Raw genomic sequence first — 13760 nt, forward strand, 5'->3', positions numbered from 1 at the left:
AGGTACTATCTTTAAATCCAAACATTTTTTTAATTTTCAACCATAATTTTTTTATCTTTGATTTTACCGAGAGGAAGCATACTTTGATCACTCACTGGATGTTTACCTTGTATAGCCAAACTTTTTGTTTGGCTATTTTTTTCGCCTCTTTCAGAGGCGTACCGAGAGGAAAGCTCCTTCTCCTCCTCTTGGATATTTTTATTTCCTTTATTTTGATAATTAATATCAAAGGGTTCGTTTTTTTTCCACAAGTAATAAATTGTTAACAATAATTTTTTTTGAACAGCGACAATACCTTTCATTTTGATGCCTGTTCTTTCATAAACTCTAAGGTAAAGGTTCTTAAAAACTGTCCCTTCTGAACCTATTGCTATTAACGATGGCATGTGTAAAATTCGTCTAATCCTTGAGTTTCCCTTTTTCGATATTTTTGTCTTGCCTTTATGAGAACCTGATTGATTTTCTACAACATCATACCCAGAATAACTCACTAGTTGCTTGTAATTTTTAAACAGATTAAATCCATTTGTTTCTGCTATAACAGTAGCTACAGAAAGTATTGATAATCCTCTAACTGTGCAAATATTCTCTACTTTTAATTTTAGCTCCTCATCACTTTTTATGACTTCTTCGATAGCAATTTCTGTCTTTGTTTTTTGCTTTTCTAAGAAACGTATATGGCTTTTCATTTGCTTAATCACATGCTTGTTTGATAAAGCTGATTGTTCTTCTGCATGTAGCTTATTCTTTTCTACCGTAATCGATTCCTGAATGGATTGATACTGTCGTGTTAAAGACCTTAGGCTTACAAAAACATCTTTAGGTCTAATCCATTGAGATAAATTTTGTTCTGCCCCCATTTGTGCCAAACCTTTAGCGTCTATTTTATCATTCTTACTTTTTAAGCCAATAGATTGTAAATACTTTTTTGCTTTGTTTGGTAAAATAATAGAAACTCTATACCCTGCATCATCTAGATAATAAGCAAGTTCTTCGTGATAAACACCAGTAGCTTCTAAGCTAACAACTATTGGAATAGACTCTTTTTTTGTCCATTTATCAATCCATTTTACTAGCTTTAAAAAGCCTGCTTTTGAATTAGAAACACTACAAGAAGACTTAACCTTCACGCTTTGATTACAGTCTATCGTGCTTATACAAGCATCTACTTTTTTACTTGACACATCAAGACCTACTGAAAATTTTAAATTCATAATAAAAGTATTTTTTGCGTAATAATCATTAAAATTTTTCTCTAAGACTTTGCTCATGTAATACAATATCTATAACTAAATTATAGTATTTAGGTACTATTGAATCTTTAAGAAAAAGACTAGGATAGATTTGCCTTTATCAGCATTATCAATCAATGATTGTAACTAGCCCGCAAACAATTTGCTACCCTAGCTTTAATGATTTAACTGTTTAAAAATACAAAGATATGAGCCCGCAGACCTAAAAGCTTTGTTTTCTTGGCTTGACAAAGCGACCGGGAGGAAGCTCTTGGCTAAGCTTTAGAAAACTTGCTTTTGGAGTGAGGACTTGCAACGGAAAGCAGGTTCCTGGCTTCTTCAATTGGTTGTTATTTTAACTTAATGTACTTAGTTTTTGTAATTCAATAAATTTTTTATAAACTCCTTTGTCCTTTTCAATCAGTTGATTGTGGGTGCCTTTTTCTACAATTTTTCCTTCCTCCATAACCAGAATTTGATGTGCGTTTTTGATGGTTGAAAGTCGGTGGGCAATAACAAAAGAGGTGCGTCCTTTCATGAGTTTTTCTAGCGCGTCTTGCACCAATTTTTCTGATTGTGAATCTAAAGCACTGGTGGCTTCATCTAAAATGAGTATTTTAGGGTCTTTAAGTACCGCACGAGCTATGGCAATGCGTTGACGTTGACCTCCCGAAAGTTGAACGCCACGTTCTCCTACAATAGTTTCATAAGCTTCTGGAAACTGATTAATAAATTCATCGGCATTGGCTTTTTTTGCGGCTTCAATTACTTCATTTTTGGAAGCTTCAGGTTTGCCATATACAATATTTTCATAAATGCTACCGCCAAATAAAAGTACGTCTTGGGGTACAATGGCCATTTGACGCCTTAATTCGTATAAAGACAGGGAAGTGGCAGGTAGGTTATCAAAGCGAATTTCTCCTAAAGTAGGCTCATAAAAACGATTTAATAAACTGGCTAAGGTTGATTTTCCTGCTCCGCTTGAACCAACTATAGCAATGGTTTCGCCAGGATTAACATGGAGGTTAATCTGATTGATGACTTGGATGTCTGGGCGACTTGGGTAAGCAAAGCTCAGGTTATTGATTTCAACTTTTCCTTGTAGCTGATTTTTGATAGGGCGGGGAGTGATGTTTTCAGGTTGCTCGTCAATTAAATCAAAAACACGCTCGGTGGCTCCAACCGCTTTTTGAATTTGTGCGTATTGTACAGGTAAACCGCCAATAGAGGCGCCAACAAAAATAGTGTATAAAATGAAAGTTACTAATTCAGATTGAGTTAATGCGCCTTCGCTTTGTAATTTAACCGCATACCAAACTAGTAAAACAATAGCTCCAAAAACACAAAAAATGATAAAGGAAGAAAAAGCTCCTCGGGCTAATCCGCCTTTCATGGCTATTTTTTTAATACTAGTAGTCGATTTTTGATAGCGTAAAATTTCAAAAGCTTCGTTGGTAAAAGCTTTTACGCTGGCTATAGCTTGCAAGGTTTCACCCACAATAATGTTAGATTGGGCTACTTCGTCTTGGGCTTCTTTTGAAAGACTTCTAATAAATTTTCCAAAAATCACGGCTACAATAGCAAAGACGGGTATGGTGGCAAGCATTAATAAAGAGAGTTCTACAGAGGTGAGAAATAAGGCTATGATTCCTCCAATAAGAATGATGATTTGTCTAAGAAATTCGGCTACACCAGTGGTAAACGTATCTTGAATCTGACTAATATCGGCAGCAATTCTAGAATTTAGTTCGCTTACTCTTCTTGAGGAAAAAAACTGCATGGGCATTTTTACCAAGGTTTCGTAAGTCGCTCTTCTTATTTGAAGAAGCATATTTTCGGTAACATTTACAAAAAGCACGACTCTAAAAAAGGAAAATACAGCTTGAGCGGTAAAAAGAATGAGTAGAACAATTCCCATTTTATTGATTTCTTCACTAGAAAATTCGGCTGTTTCAATTAAATCTCCCATTAACTTTGGAAAAATTAATGCGGTAGCTCCGGTAAGTGCAAGAAAAATGAGACCAATAAATAATTTCCATTGGTGTGGGCGTATGTAATTAAAAATACGCAAGGATTTTTTAAGATTGGATTTGTTGAGTTTTATTTTTGGTAAATCGTTATTTTTTTTCCGTTTAGCCATATATGCTGATGTTGTTGTTGCAAATAATAATTGAATAAATCAATCTTTACCTCAAGTACAATTTTAGTAAAAAAAAACTGCCTTAGTAGTTTTAAGGCAGTTAGCGTAGGTATATTTTAGTAATTATCTAATGCTTACTTCTGCAAGCGGTGTATCACTATCTTCAAATCTTTTTTTACAAGTTTCGTAAATTTCTCTTGCTTCTTTAGCGTCTCCCCAGTTGCCAATTTCTACTTTTTTCTTTTCAAGGTCTTTATACACTTTAAAGAAATGTTCAATTTCAGCTACCAAATGATTATTTACGTCTTTTAAATCGTTTAATCTTGATGCAATAGGGTCACTTACGGGAACACAAATAATTTTTTCGTCTGGTCCTTTTTCATCGGCCATGTGAAAAACTCCAATAGGCTTAACTTCCATTACACAGCCTGGAAACGTAGGTTCTGTAACCAACACTAATACATCTAACGGGTCGTTATCTAAAGCTAATGTTTCTGGAATAAAACCGTAATCGGCTGGATACATCATGGAAGAAAACAACATTCTATCAAAGCGTATTTTCTTTAATTCAAAATCGTATTCGTATTTATTTCTACTTCCCTTAGGAATTTCTATTAGTACATCAAACGTCATAGTTTTTGTATTAAATTGTTAATTTATTTAAAGTCCGGCAAATTTATGAAAACTTCTTAGTAAACTGACTTTAAAACTTGTTTTTTATCCTATTTCAATTAAAATTTAATGATTTGCTAATCTACTGCAATACGAATGTACGTATTTTTGAAAATCATTAATTATTTGACCATTGACTTATTTAAGCATAAAATTTAATTCGAAGTATTTTTTACTCATTGCTTTTCTTTTTTTGTTAAGTAGTTGCTCTGTTACTAAAAAAAGTAAAAATCCCAGTCTGAAATTTAATTTTTTAGACGAATATGTAATTCCTGCTGAAACGTATTTTAATGATGAAGAAATTGGCGGACTTTCTGGCGTTGATTATGTTGACGGAAAGCTCTTTTTAGTGGATGACCGCTCATCCAAACCTATTATTTATGAAGCGGATTTGCAGGTGAATAATCAGCAAATAGATAGTCTTGTTTTTATGCGAAGTTTTAATTTGAAGAAAACAGATAGAGGCTTTCAATCAATAGCTTTAGACTTGGAATCTATACGTTACAAAAAAGGAAATTTTTGGCTTACTTCTGAAGGATACATTACAGGAGAAAAAAATCCTTCTATCTTTCAAATTGATGACCAAGGAAAGTTTTTAAGCGAAGTTGAATTACCGAGTTATTTCCAAGTAGGAGGGGAGAACCAGCCTAGAAATAATGGCGTATTTGAAGCTTTGAGTGTTGATCTTCAAGATTCAAATTTGATATGGACTGCCACTGAACTTCCATTGAAAGAAGACGGAAAAACACCGATTTTATGGAATCGATTTACCCCCGTTCGGTTTAGTCAGTTTAACATAACAACTGGACAAATAGAAAAAGAATTTGCTTATTCCTTAGATCGAGTGGTTAAATGGCCGTTGTTGCCTTTTGTAATAAATGGAGTGACCGAAATCTTAGCCTATCAAAATAATCGATTTTTAGTTTTGGAGCGGGCATTTTCAGCGGGAAGAGGTGAAAAATCTAGTCGTGTGAAATTATTTTTAGCCGATCTTTCTGAAGCTGATTCAAGTTTAGGTTTGGAAGTCTTAAATAAGAAGCTTCAACTTGCTGAAAAAGAATTGGTTTTGGATTTTAAGAAAATTAGAAAGCAATTGCCTTCAAAAATCATTGATAATATTGAAGGAATGTGTTTTGGACCAAAACTAACCAATGGAAATCGAAGTTTGTTGTTGATTTCCGACAATAATTTTAATTCGTTTGGCGATCAAATTACGCAGCTTATTTGGTTAGAAATGATTGAGGATTGATGTTTAAAAAAAGTTTAAATAATGTTGACTTCGGCTTCCAATTGAATTTTAAACTGCTGTTGAATTTCCTTTTGAATTTGTTGCGCTAGGGCTAATATTTCTGCTCCTGTGGCATTTCCGTAATTCACCAAGACTAAAGCTTGTTTTTTATGAACGCCTGCGTCATTTATTCGCATTCCTTTAAAGCCTGCTTTTTCAATTAACCAACCGGCTGGAATTTTTACCTGTTGATCATTTATTTTATAAAAAGGAACCTCTGGATAGGATTTTTGGATGTAGTCTAAATAGCTTTTGTCAACTACAGGGTTTTTGAAAAAACTACCAGAATTACCAATTTCTTTGGGGTTAGGTAATTTGGATTCCCGAATAGCAATAACGGCATCAGAAATGCTTTTTATACTCACTTCCCCACGGTATTTTACTTTGCTTAATTCTTCTTGAATGGCTCCATAAGTAGTTTTAAGTTCGTGTTTGCGCTTAGTTAAAATAAAATCGACTGAAGTAATTATATACTGCCCTTTGGCTTTATTTTTGAAAATTGAATTTCGGTAACCAAATTGACAATCAACTTTGGTAAATTCTTCTTCGTTTACACTTTGTATATGAACGGCTTTACAAGAATGAAAAACATCCTTTAGTTCGACTCCATAAGCCCCAATATTTTGGATAGGAGAAGTTCCTACACACCCAGGAATAAGCGATAAATTTTCAATTCCTCCGTAATTTTGCTCAATACACCACAATACAAATTGATGCCAATTTTCTCCGGCTTGCACACGAACTCTTACCTTATTTTCATCTTCTTCAATAATTTGTTTACCAAGATTCTGAATATGAAGCACTGTTTTGTCTAAATCTTTGGTAAGAAGCATATTGCTACCACCACTTAAAATAAAAAGTTCTGAAGCATAAAAACGCTTCAGAACATGTTTAATTTCTTCGGTAGAAGAAACAGCTAGGTATTGTTTAGCTTTTACATTTAAGCCAAATGTATTGTGTAATTTTAAGGAATAGTCTTTCTTAATTTCCATTTATTTATTTGGATATACCTCAATGGCTTTCTTTAAAATTTCAATGGCTTTTTTAAGCGATTCAATATTGAGCACGTAGGCAATTCTAATTTGGTTCTTTCCTGCGCCTTCAGTAGAGTAAAATCCTCCCGCTGGAGCAACCATAATGGTTTCGCCGTTTAAATCAAAATCAGAAAGTAACCATTTAGCAAAGTCTTCAGCATCATTAATCGGTAATTCAACGGTACAATAAAAAGCTCCTTTTGGAACAGCAATTTTTGTTCCTTCAATTTCTTTTAAGCCTTCAATTAAAGTATTTCTTCGTAAAACATATTCGTCAATTACTTCATTAAAGTATTCATCGGGAGTTTCGGTCGCTGCTTCTGCTGCAATTTGTGCAAATGTAGGGGGGCTCAATCTAGCTTGAGCAAATTTCATAGCTGTATTCATAAACTCCTTGTTTTTGGAAGCCAGGCAACCTATTCGCGCTCCACACATACTGTAACGCTTAGAAACAGAATCAATCATAATGGCGTGATTTTTCAGTTTTTCAACACTCATTATCGAATGATGAACGGCGCCATCGTAAGCAAACTCTCTATATACTTCATCAGCTAAAATAAACAAATCGTGTTTAATAGCTAAATCGGCGAGTTGATTAATTTCATCTTTGGTGTATAAATAACCTGTAGGATTTCCAGGATTACAAACTAAAATAGCCTTGGTTTTAGGCGTAATTAGTTTTTCAAATTCGCTAATTGGAGGTAGGGCAAAATTATCTTCAATTTTTCCTTGCACTGCTTTTACCTTTACCCCAGATGCCGTAGCAAAGCCGTTGTAATTAGCGTAAAATGGCTCAGGAATAATGACTTCGTCACCTGGGTCGGTAATACAACCCATAGCAAAGAGTAAGGCCTCAGAACCACCTGTAGTCACAATCATTTCTTCTTTATTAATAGATAAACCACTTTTAGCGTAATATTGGGCTAATTTTTCACGGTAAGATTCAAATCCTTGAGAAGGACTATACGATAAGATCGTTAAGTCGTTATTTTTTACAGCATCAAGTGCTTTTTGTGGTGTTTCAATATCGGGTTGTCCAATATTTAAATAGTAAATTTTTTTTCCTTTTTTGGTAGCTTCATCAGCATAAGGAACTAATTTTCTTATCGGAGATTCTGGCATAGAAATGCCCTTCTTAGAGAGTGCTGGCATAAAATATTCTTTTGCGCAAAAATGCAAAATATATGTTAGATATTGCCATTTCAGCAATAGTAAAATTAGTTTTTTGACTATTTTTATGAAATGAACAATTCACAAAGATTCTATCCTCTAAACATAAAGGGCTAGTTAAGCTTAAAATTCAACGGGGAGAGAAAATTTTTGAAATTCAACTAATTCTTCAAGACCGACTTAAAGTTTTGGATGAGGAAAATAAGTAGGCATTTTGAATTGAGCCCATTTATATTATAACTGTATAGGAATGTACAATTCAGATTTTACGTTTTTGCTTTTATATTTTGCAGGTTTAAATTCAAATCCACAGCTTAGTATTATTTCTTCGGCTGTTGACGCAAATTTTCCGTTTTTATCTATGGCATTTGCTAAAATGGGCATTCCTTTTTCATCAATCACAACCTGAACAAGGTAGTGATCGTTTTTTCCAATTATAATTGCACCATCAATTTCTTCTACAAGTTGATCATAGCATTTTTCAGTAGATGCTGAAAATTCTTTCAATTGTGCTTCTTCATCTAAAATTTCACGATATACAATTTGGTGATAATTTTCATTGGGTTGAAAAAAGTCATCTGCAAATTCGATAACTTCAACTTGTATAGCTTCTTTTATTTCAACAAAATTTGAATCGTAATGAATACTTTTTAAGGGCAAAGCTCCGTTAGTGTTCTTTAGTGTGGTGTACCAATTGGCGTAGATATGCTGTTTGAAATGGGCAGGATTGACTTTAATTTCAGCAGCATAAAAGACCTCTTCATTTGTATAAGCTTGTTTTAATTTAGCTTTCTTACTTTGAAAATCTAAAATCATTTCTTCCTCATCCGTCCAATCAAATTGAAGACCTTGATTCATTTGATCAGTGCTTACATCAATACTCAAATAATAATCTTTCTCAGGAAATTGGTAGTGCACCCATTCACTATTTTTAGGGTAAACGTAACTTTCTGTAATTTGATTATTAAAAAAAGTCTCTGATTTATAACTTCCTTCAGCAATGTAGTACACAATGCTATCTATTTCATTTTCTTGAGCTAAATGAGAAGCATTTTCATGGCCTTCTGGTGAAGCATAATCAACTTTATAAGTGATTTTTCCAGTGAAATATTCTTGAGCTTGCATAGGTAAGCTAATAAGTATTAGCGCTATTATTAGAAAAAAAGTAAATCGGAGGTTAGCCAATAACTGCATGATAGAATAATTTAAAGTTGGAGCAAGATAAATAAATTATGCTAATTTAAGTAATAAATGAAGTGCTTGAGCTAATCTTTTAATTCATCTGATATTGTATATTTACCATTTTAAAAAAATTAAAGTTTTGAAAAAAACACTATTAGCTTTATTGAGCGGATTTTTACTTGCTTTAGCATGGCCTACTTATGGTTTTGCAGGCTTTATTTTTATTGCTTTTGTGCCTCTTTTTTTGGTTGAATACTTTTCTAAATTAGAAATTAATAAACGTAGAGGCCTAAAAATTTTTGGCTTTGCTTACCTGAGTTTTTTTATTTGGAATGCTTTGACTACTAATTGGCTATATTACTCTGATGTGTTTGGAATGGCCTTTGCCATTTTAGTCAATTCATTACTTATGGCTTTGGTTTTTTGGGTGTATCATCAAATTTCAAAACGAGTTCAATTTACTGCTTCGGCTAGTTTTTTTGTTGCTATTTGGTTAGCTTTTGAAGAGCTTCATTTGCATTGGGATTTTTCTTGGCCATGGTTAAATTTAGGAAATGTATTTGCCAATCACACAAGCTGGATTCAGTGGTATGAATACACCGGAAGTTTTGGCGGGAGTTTGTGGGTGTTACTTGTGAATTTAATGCTATTTAAAGGTTTGATTCTTTTCTTACAACACCAAGACAAGCACATTCTAACCCGAACCGGAATCCGATTTTTGTTTCTAATTGGCCTTCCTATTCTTATTTCAATCTTCATTAAGAAAAATTTAGATGAACCTGTAGATGAGATTGAAATTTTAGCAGTTCAGCCTAATATTGATCCTTATGCTGAAAAATACAACACTAAAGATGGGCGAACTGGTCAACTTATTGAAAAACTAATTGAAGACCAACTTAGCTCTACTACACAACTGCTTTTACTTCCTGAAACCGTTTTTGCCAATGGAACAAGATTAGCACAGTATCAAGTTTCTGAGGCTCATCGATTTTCTCAAAAACTAGTAGCAAAACACCCAAATTTAGCTGTTTTGGGTGGGATTTCTGCTTATGATTTAATTAATGACGAAACAAAAATTCACAGTCAAACTAATTTACATCCCAATGGATTCTGGTACAACGATTACAATGCTGCTTTCTTTGAAGAACAAGGAAGACAGCCTAGCTTTTATTTAAAAAGTAAATTGGTAGTCGGGGTTGAAAACTTCCCCTTTAAATCTGTTTTAGAACCAATTTTAGGAAATGTGATGCTGGATTTAGGCGGCACAGTTGCTATGAAAACCACCCAAGATGAACGCAGTGTATTTACAACTTCAGAAGGCGTAAAACTAGCACCAATTATTTGTTACGAATCGGTTTATGGAGAATTTGTTACGGGATATGTGAAAAATGGTGCGGCTGTTTTAAGTATTATGACTAATGACGCTTGGTGGGACGAAACACAAGGCCATAAACAACATTGGGCTTATGCTAAGCTTCGCGCTATTGAAACAAGAAGAGCAGTTGCAAGAAGTGCCAACACAGGAATTTCAGGTTTTATAGACCAAGATGGAACAGAATTAAAGAAAACAAGTTATGATGAGCCAACAAGCATAAAAGCAAACTTGCCCATTTATGATACAACCACATTTTATGTAACACATGGCGATTTTATACCAAGAATAACCAAGTTTTTACTTATTTTTATTTTCTTATTTGCTGTAATCAAACACAAAAGAGAAGGAATTAAACGTTAGTGAAATAATCTATGCTATTTTGCATCGTTAAGACAACTTAATTGATTAGCTACAAAACAATGTATTTTTGAAAACACACTTAATTTATATAAGTTTATTTTTCGTAAACCTAGGAATGTTTGCTCAACATGAAATGAATGTTGAAGTTGATGTTTTAGAAGCTACTAAGCGTCTAAAAGTGCAACAGGAAATCATTTTCAAAAACACAACCTCTAAAAGTTTAACAGAGCTTTGGTTTTATGATTGGATCAACGCTTATTCTAACAAACAAAGCGAATTAGGAAAGCGTTATGCCCAGGAATACCAACGAAGGTTTCATTTTGCTTCTGATGAAGAACGCGGTGGCACGAAGCTCAACAGCATTGCATCTAAATCGGAAGAAATGAATTGGCAACGACCAAAAAACAAACCCGATTTAATTCAAGTTCACTTAGAAACACCTCTTCAACCTGGAGAAGAAATTAGTATTCATCTAGATTATGAGCTTAATATACCCACAACAAAATTCAATTCCTATGGATATGAAGACGGTAATTTCCTTTTAAAATATTGGTTAATTTTACCTGCGGTTCATGAAGAAGATTGGATTTTATATAGCGATAAAGAATTATTTGATTTACCTACACAAGCCTTAGCTATCGATTTAAAAATTAATCTCGCTGCTTCATACCATCTAACTTCTGCTTTTGAAAAGGTAAACGAAGAGGAATTAAATAATCGGAAAACTATTCACTTAAAAAACGACACCCTAGCTCAACTAGATTTATACCTCACCAAACTTAAAGTTTTTGAAACCATTAGTACAGATTATGGAACCCTTTCTACTAATATAGGCTCGTGCGCAAAATTGAATCCAACAATTTTAGCTATTGTATCTGAACGAATATTAGCTTATTTAAATGAAGAACTTGGCGCTTACCCTTACGATAGAATAGTAGCTTCAGAATCAGATTATCAATTGGCTCCTATTTATGGACTTAATCAGTTGCCTTCGTTTATTAGACCATTTCCAGATGGTTTTCAAAGCGATATTAGTTTGTTTAAAACATTAACACGCAATTATTTACAAAATTCAGTTTTCATTAATAGCAGAAAAGATCAATGGATGTTAGATGCCATTCAAATTTATTTAATGATGGACTATGTGGATAAATTTTATCCTAACACACAACTTTTAGGAAGTATCAGTGAGTTTCCTTTAGTAGAATGGAGTCATGCAGCTAGTTTAGATTTTAATCAACAGTATGATTTTCTGCTTGAAACAATGACACGCCAAAATTTAGATCAAATTATAGCGACCCCTCAAGATTCCTTACTTCGGTTTAATAAGAAAATTGGAAACCCATACAAAGCCGGTTTATCAATGAAGTACTTAGCAAATTATGCTTCAGAAGAAGAACTGAAGAAAGGTTTTAAGCATTTTTATTCAACTAATTCCACTAGGTTCACACAAGTAGCTGATTTTCAACAGGCGCTTAGTACAAATATAGATAAGCCTGTAGATTGGTATTTTGATGACTACATTCATAATCATTCCTTTATTGATTATAAAATAAAGAAAGTTGAAAAAAAGAATGATTCCTTAGAAATAAAATTGAAAAACTTTCATCATAACAAAATACCTGTTGCATTAACGCAAGTAATAGATGGCGAAGCTTCGCATAAAGATTGGATTCCTCCTTTCAAAAAAGATACTATTATAAGAGTAAAAGATAGGGGAGCTGAACGCTTAGCTGTTAATTACAGCGGTATTCTCCCTGAATTAAACAAACGCAATAACTTTGAGAAAGTGACAAAATCTTTTAGTAAGCCCTTTCAGTTTAGAATATTAGAAGATATTGATGACCCGCATTACGAACAGCTTTTTATAATTCCAGAATTTGGTTATAATTTATATGATGGTTTTTTTACAGGGCCTAAATTTTATAATACTTCGCTTTTACCTAAGCAGTTTAGCTACAAAATAAGTCCAAAATACGGAACAATTAGTAATGCTTTAGTTGGAGATGCTTCAATTGATTACACAAGTTTGTATAAGAATCAAAATTTATTTGCTATTCGTTATGGATTAAGTGGCTCAAGATTTTCTTACGATAGCAATTTATTTTTTAATCGTTATTCCTTCTATGCAGGTTTTGCCTATCGCCCTCAGGACTTAAGAAGTAACGTAAGGCAATTTTTAAGCATGCGGTCCTTAAGTGTTCAGCGAGAACGAAGCGAAGAAAGCTTTTTCAATGAACCTAATTACGATGTATTTAATTTAAATTATAGGTATCAAGATAAAAACTTAGATAAATTTTTTACTACTGAAATTGATTATCAGATTTCTAAAAGCTTCAGTAAAGTTTCTTTTCATACTCGTTTTAGAAAGCTTTACAACAACAATAGACAAATTAATTTCAGATGGTTTGGTGGGCTTTTTCTGTTTAATGATAACAGAGATTCAGATTTTTTTAGTTTTGCTTTAGACCGGCCAACCGATTATATGTTTGATTACAACTATTATGGAAGAAGTGAAGATTCAGGCTTGTTTAGCCAGCAATTTTTAATGGCTGAAGGTGGGTTTAAATCGAAGTTGCAACCTGCTTACGCCAATCAATGGATGACGACTTTTAACACGAGCACTACCATTTGGAATTGGGTTTTTGCCTATGGAGATGTAGGTTTGGTAAAAAATAAAGGCGAGTCTATCGATTTTCTTTACGATTCTGGTCTTAGGCTAAATTTAGTAGAAGATTATTTTGAATTATTCTTTCCAGTTTACTCCAGCAATGGCTGGGAAGTGGGGCAGGATGATTATGGAGAAAGAGTAAGATTTATTGTTACTTTAGACCTACCCACTTTATTTCGATTATTCACAAGAAGATGGTATTAATAGCTATTCAACCTTAAATTGAGATTTTGAATAAAGTCCATTTAAAAAACTTATTTTTGCATTATGGAAACAAACAGACAAAAAAAAATAGCAGGCGTTATTCAAAAGGATTTAGGGAATATAATTTCTACCTTACTAAAAGGCGCTGGACATCATAACATCATTATTAGCGTGACCAAAGTTCGTGTTACACCAGATTTGCTTCAAGCCAAAGCATATTTAAGCGTTTTTCCAGAAAAGCATGGCGAAGAGCTGGTGAAATCAATCAATGAGATAAAAAACAAAATCAAACATCAATTAGCACAATTAACTAAAAATCAGTTACGAAGAGTTCCTGAGCTTCAGTTTTTTAATGATGATACACAAGCTTACCTGAACGAAATAGAAGATGCGTTTAAGGGTAAAAATAACCCATTAAAAGATAGCTAATCA

The 13760-nt window shown here is 33.4% G+C and carries 10 protein-coding genes; 4 read left to right on the forward strand and 6 right to left on the reverse strand.

Translation table 11 applies throughout. The features are described from left to right. Window positions 1–29 precede the first annotated feature (29 nt). From G7034_RS06020 to G7034_RS06030, 3 genes are all read right to left on the reverse strand, one after another. On the reverse strand, window positions 30–1214 hold the full coding sequence (locus G7034_RS06020) for an IS110 family transposase (protein ID WP_166399234.1): 1185 nt from the start codon (window positions 1212–1214) through the stop codon (window positions 30–32). Between the two features lie 373 nt (window positions 1215–1587). Further along, entirely contained in the window at window positions 1588–3372 is a 1785-nt protein-coding gene (locus G7034_RS06025) for an ABC transporter ATP-binding protein (protein ID WP_166400070.1), read from the reverse strand. A gap of 123 nt (window positions 3373–3495) precedes the next feature. Continuing rightward, a complete protein-coding gene (locus tag G7034_RS06030; RefSeq protein WP_166400071.1) occupies window positions 3496–4005 on the reverse strand; it encodes an inorganic diphosphatase in 510 nt (169 codons plus the stop codon). A gap of 172 nt (window positions 4006–4177) precedes the next feature. Between G7034_RS06030 and G7034_RS06035 the strand changes: the two genes are divergently transcribed. Next, on the forward strand, window positions 4178–5293 hold the full coding sequence (locus G7034_RS06035) for an esterase-like activity of phytase family protein (protein ID WP_166400072.1): 1116 nt from the start codon (window positions 4178–4180) through the stop codon (window positions 5291–5293). 14 nt (window positions 5294–5307) lie between these two features. Here G7034_RS06035 and murB read toward each other — a convergent pair whose 3' ends face one another. The 3 genes from murB to G7034_RS06050 form a co-directional block, all read right to left on the reverse strand. Continuing rightward, window positions 5308–6324: a UDP-N-acetylmuramate dehydrogenase gene (gene murB, locus G7034_RS06040; RefSeq protein ID WP_166400073.1), complete on the reverse strand. Its 1017-nt coding sequence runs from the start codon at window positions 6322–6324 to the stop codon at window positions 5308–5310. Then, entirely contained in the window at window positions 6325–7518 is a 1194-nt protein-coding gene (locus tag G7034_RS06045) for a pyridoxal phosphate-dependent aminotransferase (protein ID WP_166400074.1), read from the reverse strand. A gap of 252 nt (window positions 7519–7770) precedes the next feature. Then, complete coding sequence (locus G7034_RS06050; RefSeq protein ID WP_166400075.1) at window positions 7771–8730, reverse strand: hypothetical protein; 960 nt, start codon at window positions 8728–8730, stop codon at window positions 7771–7773. Between the two features lie 127 nt (window positions 8731–8857). On the opposite strand from G7034_RS06050, the gene lnt reads away from it, so the two are divergent. From lnt to G7034_RS06065, 3 genes are all read left to right on the forward strand, one after another. Further along, entirely contained in the window at window positions 8858–10453 is a 1596-nt protein-coding gene (lnt, locus tag G7034_RS06055) for an apolipoprotein N-acyltransferase (RefSeq protein ID WP_166400076.1), read from the forward strand. 67 nt (window positions 10454–10520) lie between these two features. Continuing rightward, the gene (locus G7034_RS06060) at window positions 10521–13328 is read left to right on the forward strand and encodes a gluzincin family metallopeptidase (RefSeq protein WP_246166770.1); all 2808 of its coding nucleotides are present in this window, start codon (window positions 10521–10523) and stop codon (window positions 13326–13328) included. Between the two features lie 63 nt (window positions 13329–13391). After that, a complete protein-coding gene (locus G7034_RS06065; protein ID WP_166400077.1) occupies window positions 13392–13757 on the forward strand; it encodes a ribosome-binding factor A in 366 nt (121 codons plus the stop codon). Window positions 13758–13760: the final 3 nt, after the last annotated feature.

The sequence above is a fragment of the Psychroflexus maritimus genome (assembly GCF_011089875.1).
Taxonomy (GTDB): domain Bacteria; phylum Bacteroidota; class Bacteroidia; order Flavobacteriales; family Flavobacteriaceae; genus Psychroflexus; species Psychroflexus maritimus.